The organism is Ectopseudomonas oleovorans (assembly GCF_003052605.1).
GTDB lineage: Bacteria > Pseudomonadota > Gammaproteobacteria > Pseudomonadales > Pseudomonadaceae > Aquipseudomonas > Aquipseudomonas oleovorans_A.
Genome location: NZ_QASO01000129.1, coordinates 1 through 16,742 on the forward strand (window position 1 = coordinate 1; position 16,742 = coordinate 16,742).

Sequence of the window (16,742 nt, forward strand, 5' to 3'; positions counted from 1 at the left end):
GAACGCCATCCGTCCCTTCGTCATCGGCCGCAAGAACTGGCTGTTCAGCGACACGCCCAAGGGTGCCACGGCCAGCGCGCAGATCTACAGCCTGATCGAAACTGCCAAAGCCAACGGGCAAGAGCCTTACGCCTGGTTGCGCCACATCCTTGAACGCCTGCCGACCGCCAGTAGCGTCGAGGATTACGAAGCGCTGCTGCCGTGGAACTGCTCGCCAGCTTCTGCCTCTGCTTCCTGAAAAAAACCGTCCGCCAGGACGGGGTTTATGGAGCGGTTACGTATGGCCAGTTTGGCAGCGCAACCCAAGTCACCAGCATCGAACCACTCCTGCGCCTGGCAGTACAGCAATCCAACTGCTTCGTGATCACCTCCATCGGCAACCAGCAGCTAGACAGCCGTCTGAGCAAGATAACCGACCAGCAGCGCAATTCCGGCGAATACCGTGCCGGCTCCAACCAGCAAAAGGGCCAGCGCGTTGCCGCTGATTACTTCCTGGAACCCAAGATCATCATCGATAACGATTCGGTAGGCGGCGTGGGCTCAGCCATCGGTGGCCTACTGGGCAACAGCGCCGTGGCGGGCCTGGCGGGCGCCTTGCAATCGAAGGCATCGGTAGTAACCCTGTCGCTGTTTGACATTCGCTCCTCGGTACAGATTTCCACCTCCGAAGGCAACGCCACCGCTACCAACTATGGTGCAGCCCTGGGCGCCCTCACCAGCAGCGGCGTGGCCGGCGGCCTGGGTGGTTTCTCCCGCACCCCGGAAGGCAAAGCCACCGTGGCAGCGTTCAACGACGCTTGGAACAAGATGATCGTCTCCCTGAAAAACTACAAGGCACAGGAAGTTGAAGGTGGCCTGGGTACCGGTGGCGTCTTGAAGGTCAACTGACCTACATACACCTCCACCAACAAAAACGCCCCGCACAAGCAGTTGTGCGGGGCGTTTTTGTTTGTAAACCGCTTGGGACTATAGATTTCTAGCGCTTGCGACCGAAGCCGGGGCGCTGACCATCGCCGGCGGGCGGGCGCTTGCCGGGTGTTACCGGGCGCGGCTTGCGTGCCGGACGCTCGGACAACTCGACGGCCGGACGCGGCTGACGCTTCTTCACATCGCTCGGGCGCTCCGCTACCGGCGTGCCGCGACCGTTTTCACGACGCTCACCACTGTCTTTGCGCGGACCACGCGGCGCGCGCTGCTCGCCATCTTCACGGCGCGGCGCACGGCTCGGGCGGGCATTTTCGGCGCCCGCCTGATCCTTCGCCGGACGCAGCACACGCTTGCCGCGCACCTCGACCGGTTTGGCCGACTTGCGCTGCAGACGGTCGAGCTTCTCGCGGGTCTTTTCCTTCATCGCCGGCAGCGCCTGCGGGGTCAGGCCCACCTCGGCGCTGAGGATGTCCACCTCGCGCTGGTCCATCTCGCGCCAGCGGCCCATGGTCAACTCGGAAGTGAGGAACACCGGACCAAAGCGCACGCGCTTCAGGCGGCTGACCACCAGGCCCTGGGACTCCCACAGGCGACGCACTTCGCGGTTACGCCCTTCCATCACCACGCAGTGGTACCAGTGGTTGAAGCCTTCGCCACCGGGCGCTTCCTTGATGTCGGTGAACTTGGCCGGACCATCCTCGAGCATCACGCCATTCTTGAGGTTCTCCAGCATTTCCTCGGTGACTTCGCCACGCACACGCACCGCGTATTCGCGGTCCATCTGATAGGACGGGTGCATCAGACGGTTGGCCAGTTCACCGTCAGTGGTGAACAGCAACAGGCCAGTGGTGTTGATATCGAGACGACCGATGTTGATCCAGCGGCCTTCTTTGGGGCGCGGCAGACGATCGAATACGGTGGGACGGCCTTCCGGATCATCACGGGTACAGATCTCGCCATCCGGCTTGTTGTAGATCAGCACGCGGCGTACCGAGCCGGTGATTTCTTCGCGCTTGAGCAAACGGCCATCAAGAGCGATGGCGTCATTGGCATCGACACGCTGCCCCAGGATCGCAGCAGCGCCATTGACCTTGACCCGACCTTCGGCGATCCAGGTCTCGATTTCGCGGCGCGAGGCCAGCCCGAGGCGGGCCAGGACTTTCTGCAGTTTTTCGCCTGCAGGACGCGGTTGTTCGTGCTCAGTCATCTTGGGCACCTCCCGGTGTAGTAAAGGATGATCGAAGGGCGCGCATCATACGCGCTGTAGAGCCCATAGGGTAGACGATGCTGCGGCATTCGCCTGGTAGAAGCAGGAGCACAGCACCGGATCGTAGGAGCCCCGCCCCGGGGCGAAGCCTTTGCGCACAAGCCTTGTACTATCGACGCCCCGCCATTCGCCGCGAGGCGCGGCTCCTACACCGGATATGCGGTCAATACTTACGCCTTCCGGTGGCCTCCAGCGCCAGCAAGCGCATATCGGCCTCGGCCAGCAGCGCCAGGCGCTCACCCTTGCCCAGGCGTTTCCAGCCTTTGATTTCCTCACGGCTGCGGCCGCAGCCCAGGCAGATATCCTTTTCGAATTCACAGACCTTGATGCACGGACTCTTGCTCATTGGATCGCCTAAACCAGAAAGGATCGGATGGGCGCAAGAATAAAGGCCGAGGGACAAACAGCGAGATTGAAGTATTCGATAAAGGGCTTAAGCGATATCAATGCAACGGCTGATCGCCGTCCAGGTCGGCCAGATCATCTTCGACCGCTTCATCCTCTTCGTCTTCTACCAGACGCAGGTCATCGAAATCAGTCTTGAGCCCTTGCTCCATGTCGTCCAGCTCGGCCAGCAAGCTACGGAAGCTGGTTTCCTCGCGAGGCTCGGCGGCTTCACCGTCGTCCTGCAAGACCAGATCGGCACGCGCCTGCAGCCCTGCCGGCACCTCGGCATCGTCGTCCAGCGCCAGCTCGGGCTCCGACTCCAACTCGCGCAAAGCGGCGAGCGGCGGCAGTTCGTCGAGGCTTTTCAGGTTGAAGTGGTCGAGAAAGCCCTTGGTGGTGGCGAACATCGCCGGGCGCCCCGGCACGTCGCGATAGCCCACCACGCGAATCCACTCACGCTCGAGCAGGGTCTTGGTGATGTTGCTGTTGACCGCCACGCCGCGCACGTCCTCGATCTCGCCACGGGTTATGGGCTGGCGGTAGGCGATCAGCGCCAAGGTTTCCAGCAGCGCACGGGAGTAACGCTGCGGGCGCTCTTCCCAGAGCCGGCCCACCCAGGGCGCGAAGCGCTCACGCACCTGCAGGCGATACCCCGAGGCCACCTCCTTCAGCTCGAAGGCGCGCCCTTCGCAGGACTGCCGGAGGATCTCCAGCGCCGCCTTGAACTGCTCAGGCTCGGGCCGCTCGCCCTCCTCGAACAGCTCGAAGAGACGCTCGAGCGACTGCGCCTTGCCGGAAGCCAGCAGAAAGGCTTCGAGCAACTGGGCCAGGTCTTTGGGGTCGTTCAGGTTCATTCGGCACGGGCTCGGACATGGATAACGGCGAAGGGCTCATTCTGCACCAGCTCAACCAGGGATTCCTTGATCAATTCGAGCACCGCCATGAAGGTCACCACCACACCAAGGCGCCCTTCCTCGGCGCTGAACAGCTCGACGAACGGTACAAACGCCCCACCCTTGAGACGCTCCAGCACTTCGCTCATGCGCTCGCGGGTCGACAGGGCCTCGCGGGTAACCTGGTGGCTCTCGAACATGTCGGCGCGGCGCAGCACCTCGGCCATGGACAGCAATACCTCTTCCAGGCTGACGTCCGGCAGCAGCTTGCGCGCACGGGCTTCGGGCGCATCCAGTTTGGGTACGGTGACATCACGGCCGACGCGCGGCAGTTCGTCGATATTTTCGGCAGCGGCCTTGAAGCGCTCGTACTCCTGCAGACGGCGAATCAGCTCGGCGCGCGGATCGTCCTCTTCCTCTTCGGCCTCTGCCGAGCGCGGCAGCAGCATGCGCGACTTGATCTCGGCGAGCATGGCGGCCATCACAAGGTATTCGGCTGCCAGCTCCAGGCGCACCGAATGCATAAGCTCGACATAGCCCATGTACTGTTTGGTGATCTCGGCCACGGGAATGTCGAGGATGTCGATGTTCTGCTTGCGAATCAGATACAGCAGCAGGTCCAGCGGCCCCTCGAAGGCTTCGAGGAATACCTCCAGCGCATCCGGAGGAATGTACAGGTCGAGCGGCAGTTCGGTGACCGCCTCGCCATAGACCAGGGCGAACGGCAGCTCCTGCTGGGCGCCAGCCTGGCTGTCCGGGGCTGGCGTGACGGGCTCGCTCATCGACTGGGGCTCCTTCAGCGGTAATTCAGGCCCATGGCCATGCGTACATCGGCCAGGGTTTCGCGCGCTTCGTCACGCGCGCGTTCGGCGCCTTCGGCGAGGATGCTGCGCACCAGGTCGGGGCTGTCCTCGTAATCGATGGCGCGCTGCTGCAGTGGCGCCAGCTCGGCTTGCAGGGCTGAGCACAGTGCGTTTTTGCAGTCGAGGCAACCAATCGAGGCGCTGCGACAGCCCTCGATCACCCAGTGCAACTGCTCGTCGCTGGAATACAGCTGGTGCAGCGACCACACCGGACAACGCTGTGGCTCACCCGGATCATCACGGTGTACACGCGCCGGATCGGTGGGCATGCGCCGCAGTTTTTCCTCGAGCTCGGCATCGCTGTCGCGCAGGAATATGGCATTACCGCTGGATTTGGCCATCTTCTGTCCATCCAGGCCAGGCACCCGCGAAAACTCGGCAAGAATCGGCTGCGGCTCGCTCAAAATCACCTTGCCGCCACCTTCCAGATAGCCGTAAAGGCGTTCCTGATCGCCGAGGGTGAGGCTGGTCAGCTCCTTGAGCAAAGCCCGCGCCGTCTCCAGCGCCTGGACGTCACCCTGCTCCTGATAGGCCTTGCGCAGGTTGCTGTAGAGCTTGCCGAGCTTCTTGCCCAGCTTGCCGATGGCCGCTTCGGCCTTCAGCTCGAAATCCGGCTCGCTGCCATACAGGTGGTTGAAGCGGCGCGCCACGTCGCGGGCAAATTCGATGTGCGGCAACTGATCCGCACCGACCGGCACCTGGCCGGCGCGATAGAGCAGGATGTCCGCCGCCTGCAGCAGCGGGTAGCCAAGAAACCCGTAGGTGGAAAGATCCTTGCCGCTCTGTCGCTCCTGCTGCTCCTTGTAGGACGGCACGCGCTCGAGCCAGCTGAGCGGACAGATCATCGACAGCAGCAGGTGCAGCTCGGCATGCTCCGGCACCTGCGACTGCACGAACAGTGTCGCCGAGCTGGGGCTGACGCCGGCCGCCAACCAATCCACCGCCATATCCATGACACGCTGGGAAAGCTGACCGGCCTCGGCATAATCGGTGGTCAGCGCATGCCAGTCGACGATGCAGAAGAAGCAGTCGTACTCGTGCTGCAACTTGACCCAGTTCTTCAACACGCCGTGATAGTGCCCGAGGTGCAGACGACCGCTCGGACGCATCCCTGACAGCACCCGACGCTCGGAGTCGTTAAGGCTCAAACCGTTCCATCCAAAGTCCAGACGAGGCCAGGGAGTATAGGGTAGCTGCGCCCCCGGCGGAAAATCCGGCGTCAGAGATCGCTGAACGGCGTCGGATCACCGCAACCGACGCGCAGCACTTGCGGGCTATCGTCGGCGAGACTGACCACGGTGGACGCTTCCAGCCCGCCAAAACCGCCGTCGATGATCAGGTCAACATGGTGTTCAAGAATCTGCCGCATTTCGTAAGGGTCGGACATCGGCAGTTCATCGCCCGGCATGATCAGGCTGACGCTCATCAGCGGCTCGCCCAACTGCTCCAGCAGCGCCAGGGCAATCGGATGGCTGGGCACGCGAATGCCAATGGTGCGGCGCTTGGGATGCAGCAGCATGCGCGGCACTTCACGGGTGGCATTGAGGATGAAGGTGTAAGGGCCGGGCGTGTGATTTTTCAGCAGGCGAAAGGCAGCGGTGTCGACCTTGGCAAACAGCCCGATCTGCGACAGATCGCGGCAAACCAGGGTGAAGTTGTGCTTGTCATCGAGCTGACGCAGGCGACGAATGCGCTCTACCGCATTCTTGTCACCGATCATGCAGCCCAGCGCATAGGAGGAGTCGGTCGGATAGACAACCACGCCGCCGCCACGAATGATTTCCACGGCCTGTTTTATCAGGCGTGCCTGCGGGTTTTCCGGGTGGACCTGGAAAAATTGACTCACACTTGCTCCCAGCTCATAAAGTGACAGCGGATGGCTGTGCATGCTCGAAACGCTCCCAGAGCGCAGTCAGATCGTCGGGCAGCGGCCGGTACATACCCAGCTCGGACCAGTCGCCGGGCGCATGAAAATCACTGCCGACGCTGGCCATCAAACCAAACTCACGGGCCAGAATCGCCAGGCCGCCGACCTGCTCGGCCGGCTGCATGCCGTTGACCACTTCCAGCGCGTGGCCACCGGCTGCCGCGAAGTCGGCAACCAGACGGCGACGCTTACTGCGCGTGAAATCGTATTGCCACGGATGCGCCAGGCTGATCCAGGCCCCGGCCGCGCGCAAAGTGGCAACGGTTTCTTCCAGCATAGGCCAATGCTGCTTGACGTCACCCAATTTGCCCGAACCCAACCACTTGCGAAACGCCTCGGCACGGTCGCGCACATGGCCGGCGCGCACGAGAAATTCGGCGAAATGTGGCCGGGCCGGCGCATTGCCGCTATCGCCCAGTTCCTGCTGAACGGCCCGCGCGCCCTCCAGAGCGCCTGGCATACCTTTGGCCGCGAGGCGTCGGTCGATCTCTTGCGCACGCTGCCAGCGCCCATGGTGCAAGGCATCGATGGCAGCACACAGCGCCGGCGCCTCGCGCTCGAAGGCATAGCCCAACACGTGGATGGTCGCTCCACCCCAGGTGCAGGACAGCTCGATGCCATTGATCAGTTGCATATCCAGAGCCGTCGCTGTGCGACGTGCTTCATCCAGCCCTTCCAGGGTGTCGTGATCGGTCAGTGCCAGCAGCCTAACGCCACGCTCATGCGCCCGGGTCACCAGGACGGCGGGGGCCAGGGCGCCATCGGAGGCGGTGCTGTGGCAGTGCAGATCGACAATCATGGCGGCGCTTTCGTTGAGATTGATGTTTGTTATTATGCCCCACATCCGCGCCAAGGCTGTTGCCATATGGCGAAAATGCTTCATCCCTCCCCGCTTCGACCCTAAATAAGGACTGAAATGCTCTACGCCATCATCGCCACCGACATCGAAAACTCCCTGGAAAATCGCCTGGCTACCCGCCCCGCTCACCTCGCCCGCCTGGAACAGCTGAAGCAGGAAGGTCGCCTGCTGCTGGCCGGCCCGCACCCGGCCATCGACAGCAATGATCCAGGCCCGGCTGGTTTCAGCGGCAGCCTGGTGGTTGCCGAGTTCGACTCCCTTGAAGCTGCCCAACAATGGGCTGATGCCGACCCGTACCGCACAGCCGGCGTGTATGCCAACGTTTTGGTCAAACCCTTCAAGAAAGTGCTGCCCTGACGAAGTGCCACCCACGCTGCTTTCGCACACAAGGAATCGCGATGCGCCCGATCCCGCTGTCCCTGCTGGTCACCGTGATGCTGACCTGTGCTTCGGTACAGGCAGAAGAACAACCCGCTCAGCCTTCCGCCCCAGCAGCTGCGGTCGACAGCCAGGTGTTGGAACAGCGCCTGGCGCAGAGTGAGCAACTGCGCAATGAGCTGGAAGCGAGCAGCGCCGTGCAACTGCAGCGCCTGCGCCTGCAGCTCAAGGAAAGCCAGGCGCAGGCTCAACCCCGGCTGCTCAGCGAGGAACAGACCTGGTTCGCCCTCGGCGCAGCCCTGAGCCTGATCTCGATGCTATTCGGCGCCCTGTTGCGTGGCTCTCGCAAGACCCGTCGCGAGTGGATCAACTAAGCCATGAACCGATTGCTGCTGATCGATGATGATCAGGAACTCTGCGAGCTGCTTAGCCGTTGGCTGACCCAGGAAGGCTTTCAGGTCACCGCCTGCCACGAAGCCGCTGGCGCCCGTCAGGCACTTGCCGCACAAGCCCCCGAGGCTGTGGTGCTGGACGTGATGCTGCCGGACGGCAGCGGCCTTGAGTTGCTCAAGCAGCTACGGGGCGAGCATCCGGACCTGCCAGTGCTGATGCTCTCCGCCCGCGGCGAACCGCTGGACCGCATCCTTGGCCTGGAGTTGGGCGCCGATGACTACCTGGCCAAGCCCTGTGACCCTCGCGAGCTGACCGCACGCCTGCGCGCTGTGCTGCGCCGCACCGTGCCCGCACCGGCAAGCAGCCAGCTGGAGCTGGGCGACCTCCGCTTCAGCCCCAATCGCGGGGTGGTCAGCATTGGCGAGCATGACGTTCCGCTGACACTTTCCGAAAGCCGCCTGCTGGAAGCCCTGCTGCGCCAACCAGGTGAGCCGGTGGACAAACAGGCATTGGCGCAACTGGCCCTGGGCCGCAAATTGACCCTGTATGACCGTAGCCTGGACATGCACGTCAGCAACCTGCGCAAGAAGCTCGGCCCGCACCCGGATGGCCGCCCACGCATTCTCGCCCTGCGCAGCCGCGGCTATTACTACGCGCAGTGAGTACGCCCTGGCGCAGCGTAAATAACCCGCAACATCGCCTTTACCCAAGCTTTACCCACAGCTGACTGCCCTTGACCTTGACCGCCGCATAATGAGCCCATCCGGTACTTACCGGCCTCGGAACCTGTTTACGACCTGCTGCGCGTCGGCCCTGCTGCGTTGAAAACAGACTCGGAATGCTCATGTACAACAGTACAGTCGCCCGCGACTCCGACCGTTCCTCGTCTGTTTTCGCCTTGCATGACTCTGGCTCGCTAGATCGTAAAACAGGTTCTCAAGACAAGGAGAATCACCATGCGCAAGACCCTCACCGCCCTGCTGCTCGCTGCCACCCTGCCGACCCTGGCCTTCGCCATGCCCATGCACGACGGCGGCCCTCGCCACCATGATCGCGGCCACAGCATGTTCAAGGAGCTGAACCTGAGCAAGGAGCAGCGCCAGGAGTTTCGCAAACTGATGGGCGAGCAGATGAAAACCCATCGCGACATCACCAAGCGCTACCTGGACAAGCTGCCGGAAGCCGAAAAGCAGGCCATGAAGAAGGAGCTGGACAAGGCTCGCGCCGACCAGCACAAGGCCCTGCGTGACCTGCTCAACCCCGAGCAGCAGAAAGCCTTCGACGAGCACCAGAAGAAAATGGAAGCTCGCCGCGCAGAAATGGCCGAATTCAAGGCCTGGAAGGCCGAGAAGGACAGCAAGACCAACTGATCGACGCCCCCTAGACCCGCCGCCGCGCTCCCTGAGCCCGGCGGCTTTTGCATGAGGAATCACCGTGCGTTCACTGTTCTGGCGCATTCTGGCGACCTTCTGGCTGGGCATCGCCCTGGTGGCCGGTCTGTCGCTGCTGCTTGGCCGCGCCCTGAATCAGGACGCCTGGATTCTAAGCCTGCACCCGGGCCTTGACGATCTCGATAGCAAGTGGGTCAAGCGCTATGAACAGCAAGGGCCAGCAGCCGCCCAGGATTTTCTCGAACAGCGCAAGCGCAAGTACCGTATCGACACCCAGGTGCTTGGCGAGAGCGGCCAGCAACTGGTCAAAGGCACCTTTCCGTCCCGTGCTGCCGCCTTCGAGGCGCGTCACGGTGACGACCGTCGCTTGCCATGGCGGCGCCTGACCGCCGAATACACCAGCCCGGAAAGCGGCGAAAGCTACCTGTTCATCTACCGTATTCCACACCCGGAACTGGCAGCCTGGCACCGCGGCAGCCTGTTCTGGCCACTCAGCGCCATCGCCATTGCCCTGGTGGTGCTAACGCTGTTCAGCCTGATGCTGACGCTGTCGATCACCCGCCCGCTGGATCGCCTGCGCGGCGCCGTGCATGACCTCGGCCAGACCGCCTACCAACAGAACAGCCTGGCTCGTCTGGCCACGCGCCGCGACGAGCTGGGCCTACTGGCCAAGGACTTCAACCGCATGGGCGAGCGTCTGCAAGGCTTGATCGGCAGCCAGCGCCAGTTGCTGCGCGATGTCTCCCACGAACTGCGCTCGCCCCTGGCGCGCCTGCGTATTGCACTGGCATTGGCGGAGCGCGCCGATGCCGCGGAGCGAGAAAGGCTCTGGCCCCGTCTGAGTCAGGAGTGTGATCGACTGGAAGCGCTGATCAGCGAAATTCTCGCCCTGGCCCGTCTGGACGCGGATCCGGGCGCCGCACAGCCCGTCGATCTGGCCGCCCTGCTCGGCAACCTGCAGGAAGACGCGCGCCTGACCGCCCCGCAACAACAGCTGCAGATCGATCTCGACCCGCGCGCACGCCTGGAAGGCTGGCCAGACATGCTGGAGCGCGCGCTGGACAATCTGCTACGCAATGCCTTGCGCTTCAGCCCAGCGGATCAACCTGTCCTCATCAGCGTGCAAAGCCAGGGGCAAAACGTAACGCTGAGCGTGCGCGACCATGGCCCTGGAGTTGCCAGCGAATACCTGGAGCAATTGGGTAAACCGTTCTTCCGCGCGCCAGGCCAGAGCGGCTCCGGCCACGGCCTCGGCTTGGCTATCGCGCGGCGGGCGGCGCAACGTCATGGCGGTGAACTGCTGTTGAGCAACCATCCGCAAGGCGGCTTCATCGCCACGCTCAGCCTGCCGGCCAGGCAGCAGGCAGGCTGAAGCGCGTTTCGCTCAGCCCTCCCAGGCGCTGACGAAAGCCTCAACGCGGACCTCCGGGGCGCGGCGCAGCTCACGCTCCGGCGTACCAAGGTAGAGGTAGGCGATGATCTGCTCGTCCGCCGCCAGGCCCAGCCCCTTGGCCACATGGGCGTTATAGGCCATGTCGCCGGTACGCCAGACCGCACCGATACCCTGAGCATGGGCGGCCAGCAGCATGCCATGCGCGGCACAGCCGGCTGCTATCACCTGCTCGGAAGCGGGTACCTTGGGGTGAGCCTGAACCCGGGCGATCACCACCACCAGCAATGGCGCGCGCAGCGGCATGCCACGCGCCTTGTTCAGCGCTTCCGGCGCAGCATGCGCATCGGCGACCAGCAAGGCCTCGGCGAACAGCTCGCCCATACGCTCACGCGCTTGCCCCTCGACCGTCAGAAAACGCCACGGACGTAGCTGACCATGATCAGGCGCACGCAGGGCTGCGCGAAACAGCATCTCGCGCTGCACGGCATCCGGGCCCGGTTCGACCAGGCGAGGAACGGAAACACGGTTGAGCAGAGCGTCGAGAGCCTCCATCGGCCACCTCCAAAAACAAAGATGGCGCATTCTCAATGCTGCAAGCTGCAGGCTGCAAGCTCAGCGGTATGCGGGGACGGCGCATCAGCCTGTAGGCACTGCGCCTCGCGGCGAATCGCAAGAACACCGCAAAGCCAAAAGCTTCGCCCCGGGGGCGGGGCTCCTACACAAACCTCGCAGGCGCCGACCTACCCTGTAGGAGCCGCGTCTCGCGGCGAATCGCAAGAACATCGCAAAGCCAAAAGCTTCGCCCCGGGGCGGGGCTCCTACACAAACCCCGCAGGCGCCGACCTACCCTGTAGGAGCCGCGTCTCGCGGCGAATCGCAAGAACACCGCAAAGCCAAAAGCTTCGCCCCGGGGGCGGGGCTCCCACAAAGGCGCTTCGGGTATCCTGCCAAATAAGCATCAGGCAATGTCCAGCTTCACCTGCGGCTTGAGATACCGTCAGGCTACCCGGTCGGGCGATATCACCGGTTGCACCGGCGGAGTGAGCGGCGGCAGACCGTAAGCCCTGCGCGCCTCGTCGCAACGCGGGTTGTGCTCACCGTTCGCCCATGACGCTTCGAACTCGCGGCAGCTACTCGAGCGCTGTTCGTACATGGTGCAACGCACACCACAACCGACGTCGCCCAACAGTTGCGTACAACGTGCCGGTTTGCTCTCCGTGCCACGCATGGCGACGTAATGGGGGCTGATCTGGACGACCTGTTCATCCGGCACGCTACCGCCTGCGGATTGGCACTCGCCCCAGAAGAAGGACACACGAAAAAACGCGCAGCAGGCACCGCACGTAAGACAGGGATTAGCTTCGGACATTTGAGGAGAACTCGGAAACCGGCGGACGCCAGTAACTGGCGGCTATTCTATGCTTGGCCAATGACTTGTAAAGCCCCCACCTGCGGCGGTTTACAGGCGCCTGACCACAGGTAGAATGGCGCACTTTTACAACCCGCCAGAGCCCTTGCACATGGCCTTGCCGACGCTGCGCATCATCGGTTTCATCATCGGCATATTCCTGATTACCCTGGCGATCAGCATGGCCATTCCCATGCTGACGCTGTTGATCTTTGAACAACCGCAGGACCTCTACGCCTTTCTCTGGTCGAGCCTGATCACCCTGATCGCCGGCCTTGCCCTGGTGATTCCCGGTCGCCCCGAAAACGCCCAGCTGCGCCCGCGCGACATGTACCTGCTGACGACCGGTAGTTGGATCGTGGTCTGCGCTTTCGCCGCTCTGCCGCTGATGTTGATCGCTCACATCAGCTACACCGACGCCATCTTCGAGACCATGTCCGGCATTACCACCACCGGCTCGACCGTGCTGGTTGGCCTGGACACTCTCTCACCCGGCATTCTGATCTGGCGCTCACTGCTACACTGGCTCGGCGGCATCGGCTTCATCGGTATGGCCATCGCCATTTTGCCGCTGCTGCGCGTCGGCGGCATGCGCCTGTTCCAGACCGAATCCTCGGACTGGGGCGAGAAAGTGATGCCGCGCTCGCACATGGCCGCCAAGTATTTGCTGCTGATCTACCTGGCCCTGACGCTGCTCGGCTCACTGGCATTCTGGGCAGCCGGGATGACGCCTTTCGAGGCGATCAACCACGCCATGGCCTCGATTTCCACCGGTGGCTTCTCCACCTCCGATGCATCGCTGGCGCACTGGCCACAGCCGGCCGTGCACTGGACGGCCGTGGTGCTGATGCTGCTCGGCGGTATGCCCTTCATGCTCTATGTCGCCTTCGTGCGCGGCAATCGCCAGGCGTTGTTCAGGGATCATCAGGTACGCGGCTTCATCGGTTTCCTCCTGCTGACCTGGCTGGTCTTCGGCACCTGGCTATGGCTGAACTCGGATTACGCCTGGCTCGAGGCCTTTCGCATCGTTGCCGTCAACGTCACCTCGGTGGTCACCACCACAGGCTTCGCCCTCGGCGATTACACCACCTGGGGCAGCTTTGCCGTCTTGCTGTTCTTCTACCTGACCTTCGTTGGCGGCTGCTCCGGCTCCACGGCTGGCGGTCTGAAGATCTTCCGCTTCCAGGTCGCCTACGTCCTGCTCAAGGCCAACCTGATGCAGCTGGTGCACCCGCGTGCAGTGATCCGGCAGCAGTACAACAACCACAATCTGGATGAAGAGATCGTCCGCTCGATGATTACCTTCTCCTTCTTCTTCACCATCACCATCGGCGTGCTGGCCCTGGCGCTGACCCTGGTCGGCCTGGACTGGGTAACCGCGCTGACCGGCGCCGCCACTGCAGTGTGCAACGTCGGCCCGGGTCTTGGCCCGATCATCGGCCCGGCCGGCAACTTCGCCAGCCTGCCGGATTCGGCCAAATGGCTACTGAGCCTGGGCATGCTACTCGGCCGCCTGGAAATTCTGACCGTGCTGGTCCTGATCACCCGCAGCTTCTGGAAACACTGACCGATGCCTCTAGCCAGCCTGCGCATCCTTGCCTTCATCAACGGCATCTTCCTCGTCACCCTGGCAGTGGCCATGCTGGTGCCGGTGATCACCCTGCTGATCTTCGAGCAGCCACAGGGGATCAACGCCTTTCTCTGGTCGAGCATGATCACTGCACTCGCCGGCATCGCCATGATCGCCCAGGGCAGGCCACAGCAAACACAGCTGCGTCCGCGCGACATGTATATGTTGACGGTATCGAGCTGGCTCATGGTGTCGATCTTCGCCGCCTTGCCGTTCATTTTCGCCGAACGGGCGAGCATCACCGATGCCTACTTCGAGAGCATGTCAGGCATTACCGCCACTGGCGCGACGGTGTTCAGCGGCCTCGACGACATGTCGCCCGGCACGCTGATCTGGCGCTCGCTGCTGCACTGGCTGGGCGGCATCGGCTTCATCGGCATGGCCGTGGCGATTCTGCCGATCCTGCGCATCGGCGGCATGCGCCTGTTCCAGACCGAGTCGTCGGATCGCTCGGAAAAGGTCATGCCACGCTCGCACATGGTCGCCAAGTACATGGTGCTGGCCTATGTCGGCCTCAGTACCCTGGCAGTGCTGGCCTTCTGGTGGGCCGGCATGGGTCTGTTCGATGCGATCAACCATGCCATGTCAGCCATCGCCACCGGCGGCTTCTCCACCTCGGATGCCTCGCTGGGCAAATGGCAGCAGCCAGCGATTCACTGGGTCGCCATCGTGGTAATGGTGCTCGGCAGCCTGCCGTTCGTGCTTTACGTCAGCACCCTGCGCGGCAACTACCGCGCCCTGTTGCGCGACGCGCAGGTACGCGGCTTCCTCTATCTGCTGGTAGGCAGCTGGCTCACCCTGGCCATCTGGAAATGGCTCACCACCGACCTGTACTGGCTCGATGCACTGCGCCTGGTGGCCGTGAACATCACCTCGATCATGACCACCACCGGGTTCGCCGTGGGCGATTACCACCTGTGGGGGCCGTTCGCCAGCATGATGTTCTTTTACCTGGGTTTTGTCGGCGGTTGCTCCGGCTCTACAGCCGGTGGCCTGAAGATATTCCGCTTCCAGGTCGCCTACATCCTGCTCAAGGCCAACCTCAGGCAGCTCATTCACCCCCGGGCGGTGATCAAGCAGCATTACAACCGCCACCGCCTGGACGAAGACATCGTTCGCTCGATCCTGGCCTTCGCCTTCTTCTACACCATCACCATCGCCACGCTGGCCCTGGCAGTAGCGATGTGCGGCGTGGACTGGATCACTGCCCTGACCGGCGCTGCGGCGATGGTCTCAGGCGTTGGCCCAGGCATGGGCGAGATGGTCGGCCCGGCCGGCAACTACGCCACCATCCCCGATCTGGCCAAGTGGCTGCTGAGCTTCGGCATGCTGCTCGGGCGCCTGGAAATCCTCACCGTGCTGGTGCTGCTGTTCCCGGTCTTCTGGCGTCACTGAGCAGGCGCGCTACGCAAGCCCGCGGCGGCTGCGATACTTACCAGGCGTTTCACCGAACCAGCGGCGAAACGCCCTGAAGAAGTTGCTCGGGTCGGCAAAGCCCAGCAGATAGGCAACCTCCAGCAACGTCAGGTCGACCTGGCCAAGATACTGCTCGGCCAGCTCTCGGCGCGTGTCGTCGAGCAACTGCTGATAGCTGGTGCCCTCCTCCTGCAGGCGTCGCTGCAAGGTGCGCTGCGACAGATGCAGCGCCTGCGCCACCACCTCGCGGCGTGGCTCGCCCTGCGGCAACAGGCGGCATAGCACCTGGCGCGCCTGATGGGTGACGCGGCTGCTGCAGAAACGTGCCAGGTACTCGCCAGCAAAACGATCATGCAGTTGTGCCAGCGCCTCATTGGCACTGGGCAGCGGCGCCTCCAGATCAGCACGTTCGAAGATCAGCCCATAGTGCTCGGCGTTGAACTTGAGCGGCGCCTGGAACACCTGCTGATAAGGCGCCAGGTCGGCGGGTGGCGGACCTTGCAGGCGAATCTCGCGCGGGCGAATGGGCTTGCCGGTCATCCAGCGGCAAAAGGCCAGGCAGTATGCCAGCGAAGCCTCGGCGCTCTGCCGGGCCGGCGGCAGGCGGTCGCCATGAATGGCCAGAGTCAGCGCATAGCCGTCGGGTTGCGGCAAAAAATTCAGGTCCGCGCCTTCACCGATGATGCGCTGGTAGCGCACCAGACGGGTGAAGCCATCACGCAGGTTGCGACTGGACATCAGTGCATAACCCACCACATGGAAGGACGCCGGGCGCACCACCTGCGCCATGTTCAGGCCGATCGCCGGATTGCCCGACAGCGCCACGGCGCGCTGCCACAGACGGGTCATGCCGTCCTGCGGGAAGCGCGCATCGGGGTCGTTCAGCGCGGCGTAATCCATGCCCAGTTCGGTGAACAGGCTGGTGCAGTCTACGCCGCCCAGCTCCAGCGCCTGCACGATGGCCAAGGCCCAGCTGGAGGATGTGGTTCTTTCGCTCATCGTCTTGTTCTTGTGATCAATCAGCAATGCCATGGTTGGCGGCGCAAGGATACTAGCCCATAACCCAGCCACGCAGCACCAGCAACCATGCGGCTTACAGACCGTTCACAAATCGTATTTTGGGTTTGTGTGGTTTGTTTTGGGCATGGAATGCCAGCTTAATGACAACATGTCATTCCCGCCTCGCCCGTCCTGGGCAACTACTCTCCCCTACGAGCAATCCCGACGCAAAACTGCAAAATACCGTTCGTCGGTCTAGTGTCAGAAAGTGCTTGCTATAAACCCTTAAAGGTTTATATTAACACCCATGGAAGGCGAACAACGCCAACCACCGCCCCGGCGGCTCCGGGCTTCCTGATAGGAGCAACACCATGGAACTGAAGATCAACTCTCGCAAATTGGGCCGCACCATTACTTTCTCGCGCCCTGGCTCCAGCTACATCTTCGCCGACCTGAACGGCAAGTCTGGCACCCTGGGCTGCCAGATTTGCAGCGGTGGCGGCACCATGGGCTCCACGCTTTCCTATGACGGCGACGACCAAGCGCAGTTTGAGGCCATCTGCCGCCGCTGGTATCGCGCACACGTTCGCGGCGAGTGACCGTCAAAGCCC

Annotated in this window: 20 protein-coding genes; 10 read left to right on the forward strand and 10 right to left on the reverse strand. The window is 62.9% G+C overall.

Annotated elements, in window-relative coordinates; genetic code table 11:
* Positions 1–238 (forward strand): transposase domain-containing protein (locus tag DBO86_RS22640; protein ID WP_146173174.1); only part of this gene is annotated, 238 nt, incomplete at its 5' end.
* A gap of 122 nt (positions 239–360) precedes the next feature.
* Positions 361–888, forward strand: coding sequence for a hypothetical protein (locus tag DBO86_RS22645; RefSeq protein WP_241197834.1), 528 nt, complete (start codon positions 361–363; stop codon positions 886–888).
* 88 nt (positions 889–976) lie between these two features.
* Here the strand turns inward: DBO86_RS22645 and rluB are convergent, their stop codons facing one another.
* From rluB to DBO86_RS22680, 7 genes are all read right to left on the reverse strand, one after another.
* Entirely contained in the window at positions 977–2,134 is a 1,158-nt protein-coding gene (gene rluB / locus DBO86_RS22650) for a 23S rRNA pseudouridine(2605) synthase RluB (protein WP_074859653.1), read from the reverse strand.
* 223 nt (positions 2,135–2,357) lie between these two features.
* The gene (locus DBO86_RS22655) at positions 2,358–2,540 is read right to left on the reverse strand and encodes a DUF1289 domain-containing protein (protein WP_003460967.1); all 183 of its coding nucleotides are present in this window, start codon (positions 2,538–2,540) and stop codon (positions 2,358–2,360) included.
* A gap of 97 nt (positions 2,541–2,637) precedes the next feature.
* The gene (gene scpB, locus DBO86_RS22660; protein WP_074859650.1) at positions 2,638–3,435 is read right to left on the reverse strand and encodes an SMC-Scp complex subunit ScpB; all 798 of its coding nucleotides are present in this window, start codon (positions 3,433–3,435) and stop codon (positions 2,638–2,640) included.
* Positions 3,432–4,256 carry a segregation and condensation protein A gene (locus DBO86_RS22665; RefSeq protein ID WP_108234907.1) on the reverse strand — a complete coding sequence of 275 codons (825 nt, stop codon included), beginning with the start codon at positions 4,254–4,256 and terminating at the stop codon, positions 3,432–3,434. Before DBO86_RS22665 ends, scpB begins: the two co-directional genes overlap by 4 nt.
* A gap of 14 nt (positions 4,257–4,270) precedes the next feature.
* Positions 4,271–5,485, reverse strand: coding sequence for a tryptophan--tRNA ligase (locus DBO86_RS22670; RefSeq protein WP_108234908.1), 1,215 nt, complete (start codon positions 5,483–5,485; stop codon positions 4,271–4,273).
* Positions 5,486–5,556: 71 nt separating this feature from the next.
* Positions 5,557–6,183, reverse strand: coding sequence for an L-threonylcarbamoyladenylate synthase (locus DBO86_RS22675; RefSeq protein ID WP_083393748.1), 627 nt, complete (start codon positions 6,181–6,183; stop codon positions 5,557–5,559).
* A 13-nt stretch (positions 6,184–6,196) separates the two neighbouring features.
* Complete coding sequence (locus tag DBO86_RS22680; protein ID WP_039964696.1) at positions 6,197–7,063, reverse strand: PHP domain-containing protein; 867 nt, start codon at positions 7,061–7,063, stop codon at positions 6,197–6,199.
* Positions 7,064–7,180: 117 nt separating this feature from the next.
* Here DBO86_RS22680 and DBO86_RS22685 point away from each other — a divergent pair, with 117 nt between their 5' ends.
* The 5 genes from DBO86_RS22685 (at position 7,181) to DBO86_RS22705 (ending at position 10,657) form a co-directional block, all read left to right on the forward strand.
* Entirely contained in the window at positions 7,181–7,480 is a 300-nt protein-coding gene (locus DBO86_RS22685) for a YciI family protein (RefSeq protein WP_108234909.1), read from the forward strand.
* 41 nt (positions 7,481–7,521) lie between these two features.
* Positions 7,522–7,875 carry a translation initiation factor 2 (IF-2, GTPase) gene (locus DBO86_RS22690; RefSeq protein ID WP_074859635.1) on the forward strand — a complete coding sequence of 118 codons (354 nt, stop codon included), beginning with the start codon at positions 7,522–7,524 and terminating at the stop codon, positions 7,873–7,875.
* A gap of 3 nt (positions 7,876–7,878) precedes the next feature.
* A complete protein-coding gene (locus DBO86_RS22695; protein ID WP_003460958.1) occupies positions 7,879–8,556 on the forward strand; it encodes a response regulator transcription factor in 678 nt (225 codons plus the stop codon).
* Positions 8,557–8,850: 294 nt separating this feature from the next.
* Positions 8,851–9,264 carry a periplasmic heavy metal sensor gene (locus DBO86_RS22700; protein ID WP_074859632.1) on the forward strand — a complete coding sequence of 138 codons (414 nt, stop codon included), beginning with the start codon at positions 8,851–8,853 and terminating at the stop codon, positions 9,262–9,264.
* Positions 9,265–9,328: 64 nt separating this feature from the next.
* Complete coding sequence (locus DBO86_RS22705; protein WP_074859629.1) at positions 9,329–10,657, forward strand: sensor histidine kinase; 1,329 nt, start codon at positions 9,329–9,331, stop codon at positions 10,655–10,657.
* 12 nt (positions 10,658–10,669) lie between these two features.
* Here the strand turns inward: DBO86_RS22705 and DBO86_RS22710 are convergent, their stop codons facing one another.
* Complete coding sequence (locus DBO86_RS22710; protein WP_003460955.1) at positions 10,670–11,230, reverse strand: nitroreductase family protein; 561 nt, start codon at positions 11,228–11,230, stop codon at positions 10,670–10,672.
* A 445-nt stretch (positions 11,231–11,675) separates the two neighbouring features.
* Entirely contained in the window at positions 11,676–12,047 is a 372-nt protein-coding gene (locus tag DBO86_RS22715) for a YkgJ family cysteine cluster protein (RefSeq protein ID WP_108234910.1), read from the reverse strand.
* Positions 12,048–12,198: 151 nt separating this feature from the next.
* On the opposite strand from DBO86_RS22715, the gene DBO86_RS22720 reads away from it, so the two are divergent.
* On the forward strand, positions 12,199–13,653 hold the full coding sequence (locus DBO86_RS22720; protein ID WP_108234911.1) for a TrkH family potassium uptake protein: 1,455 nt from the start codon (positions 12,199–12,201) through the stop codon (positions 13,651–13,653).
* Positions 13,654–13,656: 3 nt separating this feature from the next.
* Positions 13,657–15,111 (forward strand): TrkH family potassium uptake protein, encoded by a 1,455-nt coding sequence (locus DBO86_RS22725; protein WP_108234912.1) that lies wholly within the window; start codon positions 13,657–13,659, stop codon positions 15,109–15,111.
* A gap of 9 nt (positions 15,112–15,120) precedes the next feature.
* Here the strand turns inward: DBO86_RS22725 and DBO86_RS22730 are convergent, their stop codons facing one another.
* The gene (locus DBO86_RS22730; protein WP_108234975.1) at positions 15,121–16,131 is read right to left on the reverse strand and encodes an AraC family transcriptional regulator; all 1,011 of its coding nucleotides are present in this window, start codon (positions 16,129–16,131) and stop codon (positions 15,121–15,123) included.
* A gap of 371 nt (positions 16,132–16,502) precedes the next feature.
* Here DBO86_RS22730 and DBO86_RS22735 point away from each other — a divergent pair, with 371 nt between their 5' ends.
* On the forward strand, positions 16,503–16,730 hold the full coding sequence (locus tag DBO86_RS22735) for a hypothetical protein (RefSeq protein WP_108234913.1): 228 nt from the start codon (positions 16,503–16,505) through the stop codon (positions 16,728–16,730).
* Positions 16,731–16,742 lie beyond the last annotated feature (12 nt).